This window comes from Variovorax sp. UC122_21 (assembly GCF_044056785.1).
Classification (GTDB): Bacteria; Pseudomonadota; Gammaproteobacteria; order Burkholderiales; family Burkholderiaceae_C; genus Variovorax.
In genome coordinates this window covers 4,849,447-4,870,413 of sequence record NZ_CP172004.1, presented here as the reverse complement: position 1 = coordinate 4,870,413, position 20,967 = coordinate 4,849,447, and the positions used below count along the sequence as shown (strand labels likewise).

The 20,967-nt window shown below is 69.2% G+C and carries 15 protein-coding genes and 3 pseudogenes; 9 read left to right on the top strand and 9 right to left on the bottom strand.

The window, feature by feature from the left end; genetic code table 11:
- The first annotated feature begins 11 nt into the window (after positions 1 to 11).
- On the top strand, positions 12 to 1,523 hold the full coding sequence (locus ACHMXE_RS35610; protein ID WP_057593756.1) for a tripartite tricarboxylate transporter permease: 1,512 nt from the start codon (positions 12 to 14) through the stop codon (positions 1,521 to 1,523).
- A gap of 81 nt (positions 1,524 to 1,604) precedes the next feature.
- On the opposite strand, the gene ACHMXE_RS35605 is transcribed toward ACHMXE_RS35610, so the two are convergent.
- Positions 1,605 to 2,528, bottom strand: coding sequence for a LysR family transcriptional regulator (locus tag ACHMXE_RS35605; protein WP_395348595.1), 924 nt, complete (start codon positions 2,526 to 2,528; stop codon positions 1,605 to 1,607).
- Positions 2,529 to 2,627: 99 nt separating this feature from the next.
- On the opposite strand from ACHMXE_RS35605, the gene ACHMXE_RS35600 reads away from it, so the two are divergent.
- The 5 genes and pseudogenes from ACHMXE_RS35600 (at position 2,628) to ACHMXE_RS35580 (ending at position 8,877) form a co-directional block, all read left to right on the top strand.
- Positions 2,628 to 3,611: a tripartite tricarboxylate transporter substrate binding protein gene (locus ACHMXE_RS35600; RefSeq protein WP_203204715.1), complete on the top strand. Its 984-nt coding sequence runs from the start codon at positions 2,628 to 2,630 to the stop codon at positions 3,609 to 3,611.
- Positions 3,612 to 3,632: 21 nt separating this feature from the next.
- A pseudogene (locus ACHMXE_RS35595) lies at positions 3,633 to 5,254 on the top strand (gamma-glutamyltransferase family protein).
- Positions 5,255 to 5,276: 22 nt separating this feature from the next.
- A pseudogene (locus tag ACHMXE_RS35590) lies at positions 5,277 to 6,218 on the top strand (DMT family transporter).
- A 39-nt stretch (positions 6,219 to 6,257) separates the two neighbouring features.
- Positions 6,258 to 7,058, top strand: coding sequence for an SDR family oxidoreductase (locus ACHMXE_RS35585; protein ID WP_395348594.1), 801 nt, complete (start codon positions 6,258 to 6,260; stop codon positions 7,056 to 7,058).
- Between the two features lie 79 nt (positions 7,059 to 7,137).
- A complete protein-coding gene (locus tag ACHMXE_RS35580) occupies positions 7,138 to 8,877 on the top strand; it encodes a DUF5672 family protein (protein ID WP_395348593.1) in 1,740 nt (579 codons plus the stop codon).
- 1 nt (position 8,878) lies between these two features.
- Here ACHMXE_RS35580 and ACHMXE_RS35575 read toward each other — a convergent pair whose 3' ends face one another.
- Positions 8,879 to 9,784, bottom strand: a complete 906-nt coding sequence (locus tag ACHMXE_RS35575) for a DMT family transporter (protein WP_395348592.1) — start codon at positions 9,782 to 9,784, stop codon at positions 8,879 to 8,881.
- Positions 9,785 to 9,887: 103 nt separating this feature from the next.
- Between ACHMXE_RS35575 and ACHMXE_RS35570 the strand changes: the two genes are divergently transcribed.
- The 3 genes and pseudogenes from ACHMXE_RS35570 (at position 9,888) to ACHMXE_RS35560 (ending at position 12,543) form a co-directional block, all read left to right on the top strand.
- The gene (locus ACHMXE_RS35570) at positions 9,888 to 10,874 is read left to right on the top strand and encodes a quinone oxidoreductase family protein (protein WP_395348591.1); all 987 of its coding nucleotides are present in this window, start codon (positions 9,888 to 9,890) and stop codon (positions 10,872 to 10,874) included.
- Positions 10,875 to 11,006: 132 nt separating this feature from the next.
- Positions 11,007 to 11,462, top strand: coding sequence for a response regulator (locus tag ACHMXE_RS35565; RefSeq protein WP_203204721.1), 456 nt, complete (start codon positions 11,007 to 11,009; stop codon positions 11,460 to 11,462).
- A gap of 71 nt (positions 11,463 to 11,533) precedes the next feature.
- A pseudogene (locus ACHMXE_RS35560) lies at positions 11,534 to 12,543 on the top strand (bile acid:sodium symporter family protein).
- An 848-nt stretch (positions 12,544 to 13,391) separates the two neighbouring features.
- On the opposite strand, the gene ACHMXE_RS35555 reads toward ACHMXE_RS35560, so the two are convergent.
- The 7 genes from ACHMXE_RS35555 to ACHMXE_RS35525 all read right to left on the bottom strand — a co-directional run bounded on the left by ACHMXE_RS35555 (position 13,392) and on the right by ACHMXE_RS35525 (position 20,839).
- Positions 13,392 to 15,053, bottom strand: a complete 1,662-nt coding sequence (locus tag ACHMXE_RS35555; protein WP_203204723.1) for a Na/Pi cotransporter family protein — start codon at positions 15,051 to 15,053, stop codon at positions 13,392 to 13,394.
- Between the two features lie 92 nt (positions 15,054 to 15,145).
- Positions 15,146 to 16,015 (bottom strand): phosphodiesterase, encoded by an 870-nt coding sequence (locus tag ACHMXE_RS35550; RefSeq protein ID WP_395348590.1) that lies wholly within the window; start codon positions 16,013 to 16,015, stop codon positions 15,146 to 15,148.
- The gene (locus tag ACHMXE_RS35545; protein ID WP_395348589.1) at positions 16,012 to 17,085 is read right to left on the bottom strand and encodes an ABC transporter ATP-binding protein; all 1,074 of its coding nucleotides are present in this window, start codon (positions 17,083 to 17,085) and stop codon (positions 16,012 to 16,014) included. Before ACHMXE_RS35545 ends, ACHMXE_RS35550 begins: the two co-directional genes overlap by 4 nt.
- Positions 17,075 to 17,875: an ABC transporter permease gene (locus ACHMXE_RS35540; RefSeq protein ID WP_395348588.1), complete on the bottom strand. Its 801-nt coding sequence runs from the start codon at positions 17,873 to 17,875 to the stop codon at positions 17,075 to 17,077. Before ACHMXE_RS35540 ends, ACHMXE_RS35545 begins: the two co-directional genes overlap by 11 nt.
- Before the next feature lie 12 nt (positions 17,876 to 17,887).
- A complete protein-coding gene (locus ACHMXE_RS35535; protein ID WP_395348587.1) occupies positions 17,888 to 18,739 on the bottom strand; it encodes an ABC transporter permease in 852 nt (283 codons plus the stop codon).
- A gap of 15 nt (positions 18,740 to 18,754) precedes the next feature.
- On the bottom strand, positions 18,755 to 19,768 hold the full coding sequence (locus ACHMXE_RS35530; RefSeq protein ID WP_093355754.1) for an ABC transporter substrate-binding protein: 1,014 nt from the start codon (positions 19,766 to 19,768) through the stop codon (positions 18,755 to 18,757).
- 51 nt (positions 19,769 to 19,819) lie between these two features.
- Positions 19,820 to 20,839, bottom strand: a complete 1,020-nt coding sequence (locus tag ACHMXE_RS35525) for a LacI family DNA-binding transcriptional regulator (protein ID WP_395348586.1) — start codon at positions 20,837 to 20,839, stop codon at positions 19,820 to 19,822.
- Positions 20,840 to 20,967: the final 128 nt, after the last annotated feature.

The following is a 20,967-nucleotide window of genomic DNA, read 5'->3' as shown; positions in this document are numbered from 1 at the left end:
ACGCAAGCACCATGGAACTCTTTCAAAACCTCTCGACCGGCTTCGGCGTCGCGTTCACCTTCACGAACCTGCTGTACTGCCTGGTCGGCTGTATCCTGGGCACGCTGATCGGCGTGCTGCCCGGCATCGGCCCCGTCGCGACCATCGCGATGCTGCTGCCCGCGACCTACGCACTGCCCCCGGTGTCGGCCCTCATCATGCTGGCCGGCATCTACTACGGCGCGCAGTACGGCGGCTCCACCACCGCCATCCTGGTGAACCTGCCAGGGGAGTCATCCTCGGTGGTGACAGTGATCGATGGCTACCAGATGGCGCGCAAGGGCCGGGCGGGGCCGGCGCTTGCCGCGGCGGGCCTGGGCTCGTTCTTCGCGGGCTGCGTCGGTACGCTGATCCTGGCCGCCTTCGCGCCGCCGCTGACCGAGCTGGCCTTCAAGTTCGGCCCGGCCGAATACTTCTCGCTGATGATCCTGGGCCTGATCGGCGCCGTGGTGCTGGCTTCGGGTTCGCTGCTCAAGGCGATCGCGATGATCGTGCTGGGCCTGCTGCTGGGTCTGGTGGGCACCGACGTGAACTCGGGCGTGGCGCGCTTCAGCTTCGACATCCCCGAACTGACCGACGGCATCGGCTTCGTGGCCATCGCCATGGGCGTGTTCGGTTACGGCGAAATCATCGCGAACCTCTCGCGTCCCGATGAAGAGCGCGAAGTGTTCACCGCCAAGGTGAAGGGCCTGTTCCCGACCAAGGAAGACTTCAAGCGCATGGTGCCCGCGGTGCTGCGCGGCACGGCCCTCGGTTCGGCCCTGGGCATCCTGCCCGGCGGCGGTGCGCTGCTGGCGGCCTTCGCGGCCTACACCATCGAGAAGAAGACCAAGCTGAAGCCGGGCGAAGTGCCCTTCGGCAAGGGCAACATCCGCGGCGTGGCGGCTCCCGAGTCGGCCAACAACGCCGGCGCGCAGACCTCCTTCATTCCGCTGCTGACGCTGGGCATCCCGCCCAACGCCGTGATGGCGCTGATGGTGGGTGCGATGACGATCCACAACATCCAGCCGGGTCCGCAGGTGATGACCAGCAACCCCGAGCTGTTCTGGGGCCTGATCGCCTCGATGTGGATCGGCAACGCGATGCTGATCATCCTGAACCTGCCGCTGATCGGCATGTGGATCAAGCTGCTGTCGGTGCCGTACAAGTACCTGTTCCCGGCGATCGTTCTGTTCTGCGCGATCGGCGTGTACTCGACCAACAACAACACCTTCGACATCTGGATGGTGGGCATCTTCGGCTTCGTGGGCTACACCTTCTTCAAGCTCGGCTGCGAACCCGCGCCGCTGCTGCTGGGCTTCATCCTGGGCCCGATGATGGAAGAGAACCTGCGCCGCTCGCTGCTGCTGTCGCGTGGCGACTGGAGCGTGTTCATCACGCGTCCGATCTCCGCCGGCCTGCTGGCTGCCGCCTTGCTGCTGCTCGTCATCGTGCTGCTGCCGGCCGTGAAGTCGAAGCGCGAGGAAGCCTTCGTCGAGGAGTGATCGACGACCGCCCGGCATGCGTGCCGGGCTCGCTCCAAGGAACGGCGCCCGCGGGCGCCGTTCGTTTTTGGCGAAGACCTTTCAGCCCTTCGCCGCGCGCGGCTTCAGGTGCTGCCGCGCGATGTCGAGGAAGGCCATCGCCGCCGGGCTCAGCGGATGCTTGGCCAGCCGCACCGCCACCAGCGGGTATTCGAGCACCGGCCGCGTGACCGAGAGCACGCGCAGGTTCGGCGGCATCAGCACCTCGACGTAGCGCGGCAGCAGCGCCACGCCCGCGCCGGCCTGGATCAGGCCGAAGGCGGTGGAGAGCATCGACACGTGGTGCGCCACCTGCGGATAGACGTTGGCCACGCTCGACAGCTGCCGGCTCACCGCGCGCCAGACGTTGGCGTCGGGGTTGACGTGGATGAAGGGCAGGGCCTCGAGCTGCCGTGCCTCGATGCTGCTGCGCTGCGCGAGCGGATGGTCCTCGCGCACGAAGAGCGCCATGCGCTCGGTGAACAGCGGCTCGGTCGCGAGCTCGGAATGCGCCTGGCCGATGTCGGAGCCGAAGCCCAGGTCGGCCTCCTGCGAGAGGATGCGCGAGATCATCTGCTCGGCGGTGCTGTCGAGCAGCGTGGTGGCCAGCTTGGGGTGCTTGTGCGCGAAGCGCCCGAGCAGCGGCGGCATCAGCGCGCCGGCCGTGAGATGGCCCACCGCCAGCACCACGCGGCCCTCGCGCAACTGCGCCTGCGAGCGACAGGCATTGACCGACTCATCGATCAGCCGCAGCGCGCGCACGGCCGTGTCGACCATCATCTGGCCGGCATCGGTCATGCGGATGCGCCGCCCGCGCACCACCAGCGGCTGGCCCAGGTCCTCCTCCATGCGCTTGACGAGGTGGCTGATGGCCGGCTGGGTCAGTTGCAGGCTCTCGGCGGCCAGCGTGAAGCTGCCCGTTTCGGCCACCGCCGCGAGCGCGCGAAGCTGCTGCAGCGAAACCTCCTCGGCGGCGATCCGTGCCATAAATTGTGCTCATAGTTGAATAAGCGGGATTATCTGGCTTGATGCGCCCGCGCTGCTTAGCATCGAATGTTCGCCATCTTGCGAAGGGAATCCAGCACCATGCAACGCCACCAGTTTCTCCACGGCCTCGCGGCCGCCTTCGCCGCGCTGTGCCTGGCCGCGCCGGCCACCGGCTTCGCGCAGGGCTATCCCAACAAGCCGATCCGCCTGGTCGTGCCCTTTCCCGCGGCCGGCGCCACCGACCTGTTCGCGCGCACGCTGGGCCAGAAGATGGGCGAGAAGCTGGGCACCACGCTGGTGGTCGACAACAAGCCCGGCGCCGGCGGCGCCATCGGTTCCGACATCGCGGCCAAGGCCGCGCCCGACGGCTACACGCTGCTGTTGGCCACCACCAGCACGCATTCGATCGGCCCGGCCATCACCAGCCGACTGCCCTACGACACGGTGCGCGACTTCACGCCGATCGCGCACGTGGGCGACGCGCCGAGCATCATGCTGGTGCCGGTGAACTCGCCCGCGAAGACGGTGCGCGAGTGGATCGACTACGCGAAGAAGAACCCCGGCAAGCTCAACTACGCCTCGAGCGGCAACGGCACCATCGTGCAGCTCACGGCCGAGCTGTTCAAGGCGCAGGCCGGCGTGTTCGTCACCCACATCCCCTACAAGGGCACGGCGCTCGCGATCCCCGACCTGATCAGCGGCAAGGTCGACGTGCTGTTCGACTCGCTGCCCACCGGCATGCCGCACGTGCGCGACGGCCGGCTGCGCGCGCTGGGCGTGACCTCGCTCAAGCGCAGCCCGCTCGCGCCCGAGCTGCCGCCGATCGCCGACACGCTGCCCGGCTACGAATCGAACACCTGGTTCGGCTTCTACGGCCCCAAGGGCCTGCCGGCCGATCTGGTGGCGCGCGTGAACAAGGCCGCCAACGAGGCGCTGGCCGACCCCGAGGTCAAGGACAAGCTGTCGCGCCTGGGCATCGAGCCCGCCACGGCCGGCACGCCCGAGCAGTTCGCGAAGATGGTGGCCGTCGACGCCGCCAAGTGGAAGAAGATCGTCGTCGAACGCAAGATCACCAACGACTGAAGACACGAGAGCACGACCGCCATGACCGCCATGAACTTCGATTTCGGCAATCCCTACACCTCCACCCGCATCCCGGTGTTCGCGCGCAACGTGGTGTCGACCTCGCACCCGCTGGCCGCGCAGGCCGGCCTGCGCATCCTGCAGCAGGGCGGCAACGCGGTCGACGCGGCCGTCGCCACCGCGGCCGTCATGACCCTGGTCGAGCCGGTGAGCAACGGCCTGGGCAGCGATGCCTTCTGCATCCTGTGGGACGGCAAGGAACTGCACGGCCTCAACGCCTCGGGCCCCGCGCCCAAGGCCTGGACGCCCGAGTACTTCAAGGCCAAGTACGGCGCCGACGCCGCCACCCCGCCGATGCGCGGCATCGACTCGGTGACCGTGCCGGGCGCGGTGCGCGGCTGGGCCGCGCTCAGCGAGCGCTTCGGCAAGCTGCCCTTCGCCGACCTGATGGCGCCGGCCATCGACATCGCCGAGCGCGGCTACCTGGTGCCGCCGGTGGTCCAGGGCAAGTGGCTCGCGGCCACGCCGCTGCTGCAATCGCAGCCGGGCTTCGCCCAGGCCTTCCTGCCCGGGGCCGCGCGCCCGAGGTCGGCGAACTGTTCCGCTTCGCCGCCGCCGCGCGCGCGCTCAAGGCCATCGCGCGCACCAGGGGCGAGGCCTACTACACGGGCGAGATCGCCGAGGCGCTCGCGAAGTTCTCCAGCGAGCAGGGCGGCGCGCTCACCGTGGCCGACCTCGCGGCCTACCAGCCCGAGTGGGTCACGCCGATCTCGCGCGACTACCGCGGCCACACGCTGCACGAGATCCCGCCCAACGGACAGGGCATCGCGGCGCTGATCGCGCTGGGCATCCTCGAGAAGTTCGACATCGCCTCGCTGCCGGTCGACTCGGTCGAGTCGCAGCATCTGCAGATCGAGGCCATGAAGCTGGCCTTCGCCGACGTCTACCGCTACGTGTCGGAGCGCAAGACCATGGAGGTCACGACCGAGCAGATGCTCGACGACGCCTACCTGGCCTCGCGCGCGCGGCTGATCGATCGCAGCAAGGCGCAGGACTTCAAGGCCGGCAACCCCGTCAAGGGCGGCACCATCTACCTCACCGCGGCCGACGAGAGCGGCATGATGGTGAGCTTCATCCAGAGCAACTACATGGGCTTCGGCTCGGGCTGCGTCGAGCCCGAATTCGGCATCAGCCTGCAGAACCGCGGCCATGGCTTCAGCCTCAGGGCCGAGAGCCCGAACGTGGTGGCACCGGGCAAGCGCCCGTTCCACACCATCATCCCGGCCTTCCTCACCAAGAACGGCCAGCCGGTGATGAGCTTCGGCGTGATGGGCGGCAACATGCAGCCCCAGGGCCACATGCAGACCCTGGTGCGCATGCTCGACTACAAGCAGAACCCGCAGGCCGCCTGCGATGCGCCGCGCTGGCGCTTCAACGCGGGCCTGGAGATCAACGTCGAGGCCGCGATGAACCCCGCCACCGTGCAGGGCCTGCGCGAGCTGGGCCACCACCTCGAGGTCATCAACGACTCCTACCAGGACTTCGGTGCCGGCCAGTTCATCTGGCGCGCGGGCGATCCCTCTGTCGAGGGCTACGTGGCCGCCAGCGATCCGCGCCGAGACGGAGCGGCAGCAGGGTATTGAGCTTTCACGCGATGATCGGGGGATGACCAAGACGGCCGCGAGCAACGGCATTCCCCTTCCAGACAGCGCGAAGCGCATCGCGCCCGGCCTCGTCCTCGCCTCGCTGGGCGCGATCGCGTTCAGCGGCAAGGCGATCATCGTCAAGCTGGCCTACCGCCACGGCGTCGACGCCGTAACGCTGATCATGCTGCGCATGCCGTTCGCGCTGCCGCTGTTCGCGCTCATGGCCTGGTGGGCGGGCCGCGGCAAGCCCGCCCTGAGCTTTCGCGACTGGCTCGGCGTGATCGGGCTGGGCTTCTCGGGCTACTACCTCGCGAGCTTCCTGGACTTCGCCGGGCTGGCCTACATCTCGGCCAGCTTCGAGCGGCTGATCCTCTATCTCATCCCACGCTGGTGCTGTTCTTCGGCTGGGTGCTGTACCGCCGCCGCGTCACGCGGCCGCAGTTGATCGGCATGGTCATCAGCTACGCGGGCGTGCTGCTGGTGTTCGGCCACGAGCTGCTGGCCGGCGAGAGCAAGGGCGGCGGCCTCGCGGCGGCCCGGGCGCGTTCCTGGTGTTCCTCAGCGCGGTGAGCTATGCGGGCTACCTGGTCTACAGCGGCGAATTCGTGCAGCGCCTGGGTTCGCTGCGGCTGGTGGGCCTCGCGACCACGGTGGCCTGCCTGTTCTGCCTCGCGCAGTTCGCGCTGCTGCGCCCGCTCGATGCGGCGCTGCAGGTGGCGCCCGAGGTGATCTGGCTGTCGGTGCTCAACGCCACCTTGTGCACGGCGGTGCCGGTGCTGATGGTGATGATGGCCATCGAGCGCATCGGGCCGGCCATCGCCGCCCAGACCGGCATGATCGGGCCCCTGTCGACCATCCTCATGGGCGTGGTCATACTGGCGAGCCGTTCACGGCCTGGATCGCCGCCGGCACGGCGCTGGTGATCGCGGGCATCTTCGTTTTCACGCGCAAGGGCCGCTGAGGCCACCGCGCTTTCTTTTTTCTCTCTGGAGTCGAACAAATGGATCTGGGCATTGCAGGCAAGACCGCGCTGGTGTGCGGCGCGAGCAAGGGGTTGGGCTACGGCTGCGCCGAGGCGCTGGTGCGCGAGGGCGTCAACGTGGTGATCGTGGCGCGCGGCGCCGAGGCGCTCGAGGCGGCCGCCAAGCAGCTGGCCGACGCGGCCACCGCGGCGGGCACGCCCGCGCCCTTCGTCAAGGCCGTGGCGGCCGACATCACGACCGAGGCCGGCCGCGCCGCCGTGTTCGCGCTGGGCCATGCCTTCGACATCGTGGTCACCAATGCGGGCGGCCCGCCGCCCGGCGACTTCCGCAACTGGGAGCGCGAGGACTGGATCAAGGCGGTCGACGCCAACATGCTCACGCCGATCGAGCTCATCAAGGCCACGGTCGACGGCATGGCCGAGCGCGGCTTCGGTCGCATCGTCAACATCACCTCGAGCTCGGTGAAATCGCCGATCGAGGTGCTGGGCCTGTCGAACGGCGCGCGCAGCGGCCTCACCGGCTTCGTGGCCGGCGTGGCGCGCAGCGGCGTTGCCGGCAAGGGCGTGACCATCAACAACCTGCTGCCCGGTTCCTTCGAGACCGATCGCCTCAAGGGCACGATGAGCGGCGCGGCGCAGAAGTCGGGCCTGGACTTCGACACCGTGTGGGAGAACCGCAAGAAGGCCGTGCCCGCGCGCCGCTTCGGCACGCCGGCCGAGTTCGGCGCCATCTGCGCCTTCCTGTGCAGCGTGCAGGCCGGCTACATGACGGGTCAGAACGTGCTGGCCGACGGCGGTGCCTACCCGGGCACCTACTGAGCCGGACCAGGCATCACGCGAGCCGAAGAATTCGCGGGGCAAGAGGATGAGCAGGGAGTCGTTTCAAGAGATCACGCTGGTGTCCGTCACCGGCCTGCCGGATGCGCGCGGCGCCGCCATGGCGCTCGCGCTGAGCCTGGCGCAGATGCCCGGCGCGCGCGCGCTGCTGTGCAGCCCGCAGGCGCCGCCCGACCTGGGCCGCGGCATCGCGCACCGCGCGATCGCGCCGCTTGACTACCACGAGTACAGCTGGTTCATCATGTTCGCGCTCTGGCGCCTGGTGGACACCGAGTTCGCGCTGATCGTGCAGGAAGACGGCTGGGTGCTCGACGCGGCCAACTGGAACGCGGCCTTCCTCGACCACGACTGCATCGGCGCGCCGATCCACCTCGCGCGCATCGAGCCGCCGCAGGGGCCGGCCTATTGGCGCAACCGCTTCGAGTGGGCCGACGAGTACGCGCGGCCCGACCACCGCGTCACGCCGGTGCTCAACGGCGGCTTCAGCCTGCGCAGCCGGCGCTTCCTGCGCGCGCTGGTCGACCACCCGGACATCCGCGTCGAGATTCCGCCGCCCGATGCGCTCGAGGGCGAGCCGCTGCGGATGCACTGGCATCACAACCCGCTGCTCGAAGACGTGCAGCTGACCGGCGTGCTGCGGCCCGCGCTCGAGGCCAGGGGCCTGCGCTTCGCGCCGGTCGAGCTGGCGCGCGAGTTCGCGATCGAGCATGCGGGCCCGCAACTGCACCATGGCTTCGATGCGCTGAAGATCTTCGGTCATCACTCGAAGGTGCGCCGGCTGGTGTCGCTGTCGCCGCCCACGGTGCGTTCGCTGGTGCCGCTGTCGGAGCTCGACGGCTGGTACGGCGAGCGCGACCTGCTGGCGATGTTCGAGCGCCGCGGCTACCGCGTCGAGTTCCCGCTCGAGGCGCGTCAGGCCGTGGCCGTGTCGCAGGGCCCCACGCGCAGGGTCTACGACTGCTTCACCTACAACGGCGAGGCCGACGTCCTCGCGGCGCGGCTGCACGAGCTCGACGAGGTGGTCGACTGCTTCGTGCTGGTGGAGGCCGACCGCAGCTTCACCGGCGCGCCCAAGCCGCTGCGCTTCGATGCCGCCGATCCGCGCATTGCGGCCTTCCTGCCGCGCATCCGCCATGTGGCGGTGCACGACATGCCCGAGGTCGACGCGGCGGCCGATGCGATCGCCGTGCCCGGCGACTGGCATGCCGACACGCCGACATCGGGCTTCTGGATCCGCGAGAAATTCCAGCGCAACCAGATCCTGCGCGGCCTGTACGACGCGGCGCCGCACGACCTGGTGATGGTCTCCGACGCCGACGAGATACCGCGCGCCGACGTCGTTCGCGCCATGCGCGACGACCGCCGCCACGAGGTCTTCGGGCTGCGCCAGGCCTTCTATTACTTCTACGCCGACTACCGCAACGTGCAGGGCCCCGAGGCCGCGGCGATCTGGACCGTGGCGGCCACGCGCGCGCGGCTCGACGGCCTCACGCCCGACCAGCTGCGCCTGCGCGTGCGCAGCGGCGCCCAGCCCGCGCGGCTGATCGACGACGCGGGCTGGCACCTGTCGTACCTCGCGATGGACGAGGAGGCGGTGCGCGCCAAGATCCGTGGCTTCGCGCACCAGGAATACAACCGGCCCGAACTGCTCGAGGCGCTCGACATTCCCGCGCTGCTGGCCTTGGGCCGCGATCTCTACGGCCGGCCCGGCTATGTGTGGCGACTGGTGGGGCGCGAGGAGGCGCCGCGCTGGCTCGCGGCGCAGCCCACGCTGGCGCGCCTGTTCGCCCCGCGCCAGTGATTCAACGCCGCGCCGACACCACGATCCCGCCCACGATCAGCACGAAGGCCGCGCCGTGGTACCAGTGCGGCGCTTCGCGCAGGAAGGCCGCCGACATCACGGCCGCAAACAGCGGCGTGAGGTTCATGAAGATGCCGGCCACCTGCGGGCCCGCGCGCTGCACGCCGCTGCCCCAGCAACGGTAGGCCAGCACGGCAGGGCCGATGCCGATGAAGGCCATGGCGGCGACCAGCGGCCAGCCCAGGTCGAGGTGGGCCGGCGTCAGCGCCCATTCGCCGGCCGCGAACGTGCCCGACCAGGCGACGCCGAACACCAGCTGCGCCATCAGGAAGGCGGCCCAGTCGCGCCGCAGCGCGGCGGGCTCGTGCGTGCGCGCGAGCAGCCAGCTGTAGAAGGCCCATGCGATAGTGCCCAGGATCATGTAGAGGTCGCCCGGCACCAGCCGCAGTGCCAGCAGCTGGCGCCATTCGCCGCGGCTGAGCACGAGCAGCACGCCGAGCATCGACAGCAGCGCGCCGCCGATCGCGCGCCCATGCGGGCGGGCGCCGAAGAACAGGCTGCCCACCGCCAGCATCCACAGCGGCAGGCTCGAGCCCACCAGCGTCACGTTGATCGGCGTGGAGGTCTGCAGCGCCAGGTACTGGAAGGCGTTGTACAGGCCGATGCCCAGCAGGCCCAGCAGCGCATAGCGCCTCCAGTGCGGCCACAGCGGGCTCGCGGGCCGCAGCACCGGGGCCGCGAGCGGCAGCAGCAGCACGAAGGCGATGACCCAGCGCACGAAGTTCAGCGTGAGCGGCGACACCAGCTCGCGCACCAGCCGGCCGACCACCGCGTTGCCGGCCCACAGCAGCGGCGGCACGACAAGCAGGAGGACGGTCAGTGGCGTGAGGCGCTGCGGCTGTGACATGGGCGCCGACTCTAACGGCTGGATGCAATGACCCGTGTCGCCGCGGAAACCCCAAACATGGCAGGATGCGCCTCTTCTTTTTTCGCGCGTGGAGACAGCACCGATGTTGAGCAAAGCCGTTCGTATCGACCGCCATGGCGGTCCCGAGGAACTGAAGATCGTCGAGGTCGAGGTCGGCGAGCCCGGCCCCGGCGAGATCCGCATCCGCCACAAGGCCGTGGGCCTGAACTTCATCGACACCTACCAGCGCAGCGGGCTCTATCCGTTCCAGATGCCGCTGCAGCTGGGCATGGAAGCCGCGGGCGTGGTCGAGGCGGTGGGCGAGGGCGTGACGCACCTGAAGGCCGGCGACCGCGCCGCCTATGCGAGCCAGCCGCCCGGCGCCTACAGCGAGCTGCGCGTGATGCCCGCCAAGTGCGTCTGCAAGCTGCCCGACGACATCTCGTTCGAGACCGGCGCGGCCATGATGCTCAAGGGCCTGACCACGCAGTACCTGCTGAAGAAGACGCTGCCGGCCGAGGGCCTGCAGGCCGGCGACTTCGTGCTGTTCCATGCCGCGGCCGGCGGCGTCGGCCTGATCGCCTGCCAGTGGGCCAAGGCGCTGGGCCTGCAGCTGATCGGCACCGCCGGCAGCGACGCCAAGTGCCAGCTCGCGCTGGACCACGGCGCGGCGCATGCCATCAACTACAGCAGCGAGAACTTCGCCGCCCGCGTCAAGGAGATCACCGGCGGCAAGGGCGTGAAGGTGGTCTACGACTCGGTCGGCAAGGACACCTTCGAAGGCTCGATCGACTGCCTGCGTCCCTTCGGCCTGCTGGCCGTGTTCGGCAACGGCTCGGGCCCGGTGCCGCCGGTGAACCTCGGCGTGCTGGCCTCGAAGGGCTCGCTGTACCTGACGCGTCCCACGCTGTTCTCGCACCTGGCCACGCGCGAGAGCACGCAGGCGATGGCGGACGACCTGTTCGCCATCGTGCAGAGCGGCGCGGTGAAGATCCCGATCGTGCAGCGCTATGCGCTGGCCGACGTGCAGCAGGCGCACCGCGACCTCGAGGCGCGCAAGACCACGGGCTGCACCATCCTCACGCTCTGAGCGCCACCCCGGCCTTGTCCTACCCGGGCAGGGGTGTCATGCCTGCGTCTTGTGGCGGGAGCACTTTGTAGCCTCGTTGGCAACGAAGCCCCGCCGCCGTCCCGCCTCTTCGCGGGATCGCCGCCTGCCGCCATGAGCACCGTCCGCACCTTCATCGTCGAAGACAACCCCACCATCCGCGAGAACCTCGTGGGCACCCTGCGCGAGGTGGCGCGGGTCGATCCGGTCGGCCTGGCCGACACCGAGGCCGAGAGCACGCGCTGGCTCACGCGCAACATGGCGGCGTGGGACCTGGCGATCATCGACCTGTTTCTGAAAGACGGCACCGGCCTCAGCGTGCTTCAGGCCTGCCGCCACCGCGACCCGTCGCAGAAGATGGTGGTGCTGAGCAACCACGCCACGCCCGACATGCGCCGCCGCTGCCTGCAGCTCGGCGCCGATGCCGTGTTCGACAAGGCGACCGAGGTCGACGACCTGATCGACTTCTGCCTGCGCTGCCGCCAGGCGCGCTTCACGGCCACCGCCACGGGCTATCCCCCACCGTCCGCGTCGCCTTCTTCGCGCCCCGCCGCTTCGACGGCGCACTAGCGCGAAAATACGGGTAATCCCTAATTCGAGCGATCGTCCCCGTCCCGGGGGCGGTCGCGCTTTGCCTTTCCATGTCCCGTTCCCGTCTCCTGCCCGACAACTTCACCCTCGCCCTGCTGTCGGTCGTCACCCTCGCGAGCCTGGTCCCCGCCAGCGGCCGTCCCGCCCAATTTTTCGAGGGCCTGACCACGGTGGCCATTGGCCTGCTGTTCTTCCTGCACGGCGCCAAGCTCTCGCGCGAGGCGATCCTCGAGGGCATCACCCACTGGCGGCTGCACCTGCTGGTGTTCGCAAGCACCTTCGTGCTGTTCCCGTTGCTCGGGCTGGCGTTGAAGCCGGTGCTGGTGCCGCTGGTCACGCCCGAGCTCTACACCGGCGTGCTGTACCTGTGCGTGCTGCCCGCGACCGTGCAGTCGGCGATCGCGTTCACGGCGATGGCGCGCGGCAACATGCCGGCGGCGATCTGCAGCGCCTCGGCCTCGACGCTGCTGGGGGGTTCGTGACGCCGGTGCTGGTGGGGCTGGTGGTGCTGCCGCACGGCGGGCATGCGGCGTCGTCGTCGCTCGATGCGATCGGGCGGATCCTGCTGCAACTGATGGTGCCGTTCGCGGCCGGGCATCTGCTGCGGCCGTGGATCGGGGGCTGGGTGAAGCGGCGCGCTTCGGTGCTGAAGTTCGTGGACCAGGGGTCGATCCTGCTGGTGGTCTATACGGCGTTCAGTGCGGCGGTGATCGAGGGGTTGTGGCGGCAGGTGCCGATGCATGCGCTGGTGGGGTTGCTGGTCGTGTGTGCGGTGATCCTGGCTTTGGCGTTGAGCCTGACTACCTTGTTGGCGCGCAAGCTGGGCTTCGATACTGAAGACGAGATCACGATCGTGTTCTGTGGGTCGAAGAAGAGTCTGGCTAGCGGGATTCCGATGGCGAAGGTTCTGTTTGCCTCGCATGCTGTGGGCGCCATCGTTTTGCCGCTGATGTTGTTTCATCAGATGCAGTTGATGGTTTGTGCTGTGTTGGCGCAGAGGTATGCGCGGCGGGAGGCTGTTGTTGAGCCTGCTGCTTTGGGGGTTGTCTCTTCTAAATAGCGGGTTGTTTCTGCTGAGGCTGTCGGCCGGGAATTCGCCCCGGCGGGCGACCTACTTTCTTTTGCTTCGCCAAAAGAAAGTAGGCAAAGAAAAGGCGACCCCACTGTCTGCGACCCTCCGCTTCGCTACGGGCAACCTGCGGTGCTCGCGTTTCGCGGGGTCTCGCAGAACTCGCTCCGCTGCGCTGCGCTCAGACAGCTGCGAGCCCTTATCCGCGAAACGCTGCGCTCCTCGGCGCAGCCAGAGGGGGGTGGGTCGGGCCTTTGCTTCGCTCGGCCTTGGAATGCCGCTCGGGCCATCGCTTCGCTCGGCCTTGGAATGCCGCTCGGGCCATCGCTTCGCTCGGCCTGGCAATGTCGCTCGGGCCATCGCTTCGCTCGGCCTTGTGTTTTTCTTGTTCCCCTCTCCCTCTGGGAGAGGGTTAGGGTGAGGGCACCGGGCCTCACCAAGGGTCTGACGGTATCCACCGCCCAGTGCCCTCACCCCAGCCCTCTCCCAGAGGGAGAGGGAGCAAGACCCGAAGCGATGGCTTGCTAGGTACCCGCGGCCGAGCGCAGCGAAGGCCCGAGGGGTATGCCAGGCCGAGCGAAGCAAAGGCCCGAATCACCCCCCTCTGGCTGTGCCGAGGAGCGCAGGGGAAAGCGGGATAAGGGCCGCAGCTGTCTGAGCGGAGCGCAGCGCAGCGAGTTCTGCGGACCCCCGCTTTCCCCGAGCACCGCAGGTTGCCCGCAGCGAAGCGGAGGGACACAGACAGCGGGGTCGCCTTCTTTTGCTTACTTTTCTTGGCGAGACAAGAAAAGTGAGTCGCCCGCCGGGGCGAGACCCGGCCAACAGCTTCAATACAAGACTCAGCCTTCGATCTTCCCCAACCGAGACTCTTTCAACCGAGAAGGCGCCAACGCCCCAGCCGACTCCAAGATCGGATAAGCAATAGAACAGATATGCGAATTGATCCGCTTCAAATCGCTGATCAGATCGATATGCAATGAACTGGTCTCGATGCTCAACGTCGTCCGATCCGACAACCGATCCAGGTGCGTCGTCGCATAAGCCCGCTCCAGATCCCGAAACCGAGCCTTCTCTTCGAGCAGCTTCTGCGCATCCCGAACATTCCCGTTCAGGAACACGCTCATCGACAGCCGCAGATTCGCCACCAGCCGCCCGTGCAGCTCGACGATCTCCGCCATCCCCGCTTCCGAGAAGTTGCGCTGCGGCTTGATCTTCTTGTCCTCCACGTCCTGGATCACCCGCTCGATGATGTCCCCGATCTGCTCCATGTTGATCGTGAAGCTGATGATGTCCGTCCAGCGCCGGCTCTCCTCCTCGCCGAGGGCCTCGCGCGAGATGCGCGTCATGTAGTACTTGATCGCCGAATAGAGCTCGTCCACGGTGTCGTCGAGCTGGCGCAGCTCCTGCGCGAGCTTGAGGTCGTTGCGGCGGATCACGTCGAGCACGCCGATCAGCATCGTCTCCACGATGTCGGCCTGGTGCAGCGCCTCGCGCGCGGCATTCGAGATCGCGAGCGTGGGCGTCGACAGCGCCGAAGGATCGAGGTGGTGCGGTCGCAGCGAGGCGGTCGAGGGCGCGGGCTCGGGCAGCATGCGCGTCACCAGCTTCGCCACCGTCTGCGTGAGGCCGATGAAGCCGATGCTGATGATGATGTTGAAGGCCAAGTGGAACAGCACCACGCCATGCGTGGGCGTCGGCAGCTGCGGCTGCACGTAGCGCAGCCAGAGCCCGACGAAGGGCGCGACCACCGCCACGCCCAGGGCCTTGAACAGCAGGTTGCCGATGGTCACCTGGCGCACCGGAATCGCCGACTTGGCCGTGGTCAGCACCGCGAGCAGGCCGCTGCCGAGGTTGGCGCCGAGCACCAGGCCGAGCGCGACGTCGAGCGGCACCACGTTCGAATTGGCCATGGTCGCCACCAGCAGCACCACCGCGAGGCTCGAGTACGAGGCGATCGCGAGCACGGAGCCGATGGTGATCTCGAGCAGCACGTCGCTGCTGATCGAGGCCAGCACCGCGCGCACCGCCTGCGAGGAGAACAGCGGCTCGGTGGCTTCGACCACCAGCTGGAGGGCCAGGAGCATCAGGCCCAGGCCGATGAAGACGCGGCCGATGCGGCCGGCCACGCTGGCCGGGCGGCTGATGAACAGCACCACGCCCACGAAGATGAACATCGGCGAGAGCCAGGACAGGTCGGCCGAGAACAGCACCGAGATCAGCGCCGTGCCCACGTCGGCGCCGCGCATCACCGCCAGCGCCGCGGGCAGGGTGATCAGGCCCTGGCCGACGAAGGAGGAGGTCATCAGCGAAGTGGCGGTGCTCGATTGCACCAGGGCCGTGACGCCGATGCCCGAGAGGGCGGCCGTGAATCGGTTGCGCATGCTCTGCACGAGGATCTTGCGCAAATTGGCGCCGAACACGCGAAGAACGCCGGTGCGCACGAGGTGCGTGCCCCACACCAGCAGGGCGACGGCCGCCAGCAGGTTCAGAAGATGCTTCATGGGTGTCGGGCTTGATCCTTTCTTTTCGTTCTGTTTCGGTTTTGCGTTGACCCCCCATTCTCCACATGTGGCCGGAGCAGGCCAGCGGGGTCCTAATCGATCAACGCGCCGTTGTCGTGGAACGGATACGGCCCCTCGAAATGCCCCGAGGCCGCGAGGTGCGTGACCAGGCGGCCGGCCGTGGGCGACCAGGCATGCACGCGGAAGCCCGGGGGCTCGAGCGTCCAGGCCGAGGCCGCGTCGGGCGCGAGGTCCAGGCAGACCTGGTGCGCGGGCGCGGGCGCGGTCGAGGCCAGGGTGCCGCCGAAGCGCACGTCGATGGCGCGGTGCAGGTGGCCGCAGATCACGCGTTCCACATTGGAATGACGCGCGATCAGGGCCTCGAGTTCCGCGGCGCCCTCGAGCAGGCCGATCTCGTCCATGTGGCCGATCAGGGTCTGGAACGGCGGATGGTGCATCGCCACCACCACCGGCTCGCGCCGGCTCTCGCCGAGCCGGGCCTCGAGCCAGGCCAGCCGCTTCTCGCACAGCGCGCCATGGCTGGCGCCGGGCACCACGGTGTCGAGCGCGATCAGCCGCAGCGGCCCGACGTTCAACGCGTACTGCACGAAGCCGTCGCCGTCGCTGTCGCCGCCGTCGCCGAGGTAGGCGTGGCCCGGGAAGCTGCGGCGCAGCTGGTCGCGGTCGTCGTGGTTGCCGGGCATCAGGTGGACGGGAATGCCCCGCGCCTCGAGCGGCGCCAGCAGGCGCGCGAGGTGCTCGTACTCGGCGGCGCGGCCGAAGTCGGTGAGGTCGCCGGTGATCACCACCGCGTCGGGCGACTGCCGCAGCGCGAGCACCGATCGCACCGCGCGCGCGAGGTAGGGCGCGGTGTCGATGCGGCCATAGGCCAGCCGGCCCGGCTCGCGGATGTGCAGGTCGGTGAGCTGGACCAGGAAGGTGTCTTGGGTCGTGGCGGTCATGCGCGGGTGTCCTGCGGGCTCATCAATCGGTCGGGGTGGATGCGAAGCGCGACGGCATCGCCGATGCCGTAGGGCGTGTCGCGCGCGGTGTCGGCCAGGAGCATCTGCGGCTGGTCGGCCACGCGCAGCTGCAGCTGCACGCTGTCGCCGAGGAAGGTGCGGCGCTCGACCGTGGCCGTGCCCCAACCGGGGCGCGCGGGCTGCGCGGGGCCGACCTCGATGTCCTCGGGGCGCACCAGCAGCAGCGCGCGGTCGCGCCAGGCGCCGGGGCAGGGTAGGGCACTGCCGCCGAGCCGCACGACGTCTTCGCGCAGCGCCTCGGGCGTGCGCTGCAGCCGGTTCACGCGGCCGAGGAATTCGGCCACGAAGGGATGGGCGGGCGCGCGGTAGAGGTCCTCGCCGCGGCCCACCTGCACGATGCGCCCGGCCTGCATCACGGCGAGCCGATCGGCGATGGCCAGCGCCTCCTGCTGGTCGTGCGTGACGTGCACCGCGGTGATGTGCAGCCGACGCAGCAGCTCGGCGAGCTCGTCGCGCAGCGACTCCTTGAGCTTGGCGTCGAGCGCGGCCAGCGGCTCGTCGAGCAGCAGCACGCGCGGGCGCACCGCCACCGCGCGCGCGAGCGCCACGCGCTGGCGCTGGCCGCCCGAGAGCTCGGCCGGGCGCTTGTTCTCGAGGCCGCCCAGGCGCACCAGGTCGACCAGTTCGCCGACGGCGCGCTTCTCCTCGGCGGGCGCCACGCCGCGGATGCGCAGGCCATAGCCGATGTTGGCCGCCACCGTCATCTGCGGGAACAGCGCATAGCTCTGGAACACCATGCCCACGCCGCGCTGCTCGACCGGGCGCTGCGTCACGTCCTGGCCGCCGAAGGCGATGCGGCTGCCGGCGTCGGGCGTTTCCAGGCCCGCGATCAGCCGCAGCAGCGTGGTCTTGCCGCAGCCCGAGGGGCCGAGCAGCGCCAGCACCTCGCCGGCCTCCACCTGGAGGTCGGTGGGCTGCAGGCCGCGCGTGCCGTCGGCGTAGGTCTTGGCGCAGTGGGCGATGTCGATGGGGACGCGTTCAAGTTCCATGGCGTTTCTGGATCAGGTGGGCGAGGTACTGGAGGCCCCACAGCACGGGGAGGATGACGGCGAAGAAGACCAGCGTGTAGGCCGAGCCGATCTCGATGCGCATCGAGGCATAGCTGTCGGCCAGGCCCACGGGCAGGGTGCGCGTGAGCGGGGTGTGCAGCATCCAGGTCAGGTTGAACTCGCCCACCGAGAGCGTGAACACCATCAGGCTGCCGGCCACGATGGCGGGGAACACGGCCGGCACCAGGATGCCCATGAAGCGCTGGCGGAAGCTCGCGCCCAGCGTGCGCGCGGCCTCCTCGAGCGCGAGCAGCTCGTGGCGCTGGAAGGCCGAGCTCACGGTGCGCACCATGAAGGGCAGCGTGAACACGACGTGGCCGACCAGGATGAACGCGAAGCTCTGGCGGAAGGCCGTGAGCTGGCCGTAGGCGAGGATCAGCGCGAGCGCGGTCGCCAGGCCCGGCACCGCGACCGGCAGGGTCAGCAGCTCCTCGAAGACATGGGCCGCGCGCGAGCGGCTGCGCGCCAGCGCATAGGCGCAGGGCACGCCGAGCAGCACGGTGCAGGCGACGCAGGCCGTGGCCAGCGCGAGCGACCAGCCGACGGTGCCGCCGTAGTTCTCCCACACCTCGCCGAGCCAGCGCAGGGTGAGGCCGCTCTGGAGGCCGGTGCTGTAGTTGTTGACCAGGCCGGCCATCACCGACAGCAGCATCGGCGCGATCATGAACAGGCTCACGACCAGCGTGATCGCGAGCAGGAAAGGGGCTTGGGGCTGGGTGTTCGTTCGCATGACGGGACGGCCTCAGCGTGCGACGGGGTTCGCGCCGAAGCGGCGCGCGGCGAACAGCACCAGCCAGGTCACGAGGCCGAGCGCGATCGACAGCGAGGCCGCGAGCGCGAAGTTCGCGTAGTTGGTGAACTCGTTGTAGATGGTGATCGGGATCACCTCGAACTTGCTCGCGAGCGTGAAGGCGGTGCCGAAGGCGCCCATCGAGGTCGCGAACAGGATCGCGCCGCAGGCCAGGGTGGTGGGCGCGAGCTCGGGCATCCACACGTCGCGCGCCACGCGCAGCCGCGAGGCGCCGAGCGAGCGCGCGGCTTCCTCGAGCTGCAGGTTCATGGCCTCGGCTGCGGCCGCGTAGGTGGCGATGGCGCGCGGCAGCGAGAAATACAGGTAGGCCAGGAACAGCCCGAGCAGGCCGTAGGCGAAGGTGATGCGCTCGCCGATCAGCGCGTCGCTCAAGCTCGCCACCACGCCCTGGCGGCCGCCGAGCAGGATCACGAAGAAGCCGATGATCACGCCCGGAAAGGACAGCGGCAGCGTGAGCAGCGACAGCAGCACGCGCCGGCCCCAGAAGGCATGGCGCGCGAGGTAGATGCCCACCGCCGCGCCGAGCACCAGCGTGGCCAGCGTGACCGCCGCCGACAGCAGCACGGTGTTGACCATGCTCTGCAGGTAGCGCGCATCGGTCAGCACGGCGAAGTAGGTGGCCCAGCCCTTGTCGGCGGGCAGCGCGAGCAGCCGCACCACCGGCAGCAGCCAGAAGGCCGCGAAGAAGGCGGCCGCGGGCAGGGCGCAGGCCAGCAGCCGCCAGCGCGGGGTCCAGGCGCCGGAGGCGCCGTCCGAAGGCATCGTGGCGGTGGCCTGCGTCATCTCATGCGGTGCGGCTCAGCGCACTTCCTTCAGGTACTCGTCGGAGAAGGCGCGCTGCGCCGCGGCCATGCGGCCGTAGTCCACGCTCTTGGCGCGCGCGTAGTCGCTCGCGGGCAGGAACTGGGCCTCGATCTCCTTGGGCATCGCGCCGGCGCGCACCGGGCGCAGGTAGGCCTTGGCCCAGATCGCTTGGCCCTCGTCGGACAGCGTGAAGTCCAGCACCTTCTTGGCGTCGGCCGCGTGCGGCGCCTTGGCCACCAGGCTCATCACGTAGGGCACGGCCAGCGTGCCTTCGCTCGGGATCACGAAGGCGACGTTGGCCTTGTCCTTGTACTTGGCGCGGTAGGCGTTGAAGTCGTAGTCGAGCAGGATCGCGATCTCGCCCGAGAGCACGCGCGCGTACGAGGTCTGCTTGGGCACGATCGGCTCGTTCTTCTGCAGCGCCTTGAAGTAGTCGATGGCCGGCTTGAAGTTGTCGAGCGTGCCGCCGCGCGCCTCGTTGACCGCGACCGCGCCGACGTAGCCGACGAAGGCCGAGGCCGGGTCGAGGTAGCCGATCAGGCCCTTGTACTCGGGCTTGAGCAGGTCGGCCCACGACTTGGGGACTGGCTTGCCCTTGAGCGCGTCGACGTTGACCATGAAGCCCAGCGTGCCCGAGTGGATGGTGAACCAGTTGCCTGCGGGGTCCTTGAGGCCGTCGGGGATGTCCTTCCAGGCGGCCGGCTTGTAGGGCTCGACCAGGCCGTCCTTGGCGGCCTGCACCGCGAAGGTCACGCCGAGGTAGGTGACGTCGGCCACCGGGCTGGCCTTCTCGGCCGCCATTTGCGCGAGCGACTGGCCCGAGTTCTTGTTGTCGGGCGGCACGGTGATGCCGGTCTTGGCCTTGATGGCCTTCAGCTGGGTGCCCCAGTCGGCCCATTCGGTCGGGCAGTTGTAGCAGATGGCGGTCTGCGCGAAGGCGGCGCTGCCGCCGACGAGCGCGGCGGCGAGCAGGCCGAGGCGCGCGATGTGGCGCAAGGAAGAGGACATGGGAGAAGCTCCTGTGGCGGGGTGGGTTGAGGCAGTCGGGAGAAAAGGGCGTCAGGCGATGTCGCCCGGGTCGCCGTCGGGCGCGGCGGCGCACGATTCGCCGTCGCGGAACACGTGGGGCAGCAGCAGGCTGGCATCGGCGTCGAGCGCGCCGCCGCCGGCCATGGCCTGGATCAGCAGCTCGACGCCATGGCGGCCGATGTCGCTGTTGGGCTGCGCGATGGTGCTGAGCGCGGGCGTGAGGTCCTCGCCGAGCGCGATGCCGTCGAAGCCGATCACGCTGAGATCGGCGGGCACGGCCAGGCCGCTGCGGTGCGCGGCGCGGATGCTGCGGATGGCCAGCAGGTCGTTCGAGCAGACCAGCGCGCTGGGCCGGTGGCGCAGCTGCAGCAGCCGCGCAAGGCGGTCGACCGCGCTCTCGACGAAGGGCACCTCGACCAGTGGCTGCGGCTTGAGGCCCGCGTCGGCCATGCCTTTCTGGTAGCCACGGTAGCGCTGCTGGGCGCGGTCGGAGGCCGCCAGCGTCCCGCTGACCATCGCGATGCGCCGGTGGCCCAAGAGCACCAGCCGCGCCACCGCGTCGGCGACGGCGGCCTCGTTGTCGACCGTGACGCAGGGATGCTCGGGATGGCGGTTGTAGGCCAGCACGTAGGGCACGCGCTGGGCGCGCAGCCGCTCGAGCGCCTTCGAGGTCGAGGGGTTGGAGACCACGAGGATCAGGCCGTCGACATTGCCGGCCAAGAGCATGTGGACCGCGCGTTCCTCCTCGTCGAGCCTGTAGCCGGTGGTGACGGGAATGATCGCGTAGCCGCCCGCCACGGCCGCCTGCGCGATGCCCTGCAGGCATTCGGCGAAGGTGGGGTTGAGCAGCGTGGGCAGCACCACGCCGAGCACGCGGCTGCGCTGGGTGCGCAGGGTGCGGGCGCTGGCGTTCGGCAGGTAATTGAGCTCGCGCGCCGCGCGCTCGACCAGGTCGCGCGTGGCGCCGCTGACCTTGTCGGGGAAATTGAAGACGCGCGAGACGGTGGCGACGGACACGCCGGCCTTGGCCGCGACTGCTTGGATGCTCATCGGTGGGTGCTATGTAATCGATTACATTGGACCGCGGCAGTATGACCCCGCCATGACAGCGCGGGATCGATGAAAACCCGTGCGCCGAATGCGCGAAGGGCGCGCCGGGAATCCCGGCGCGCCCTTCG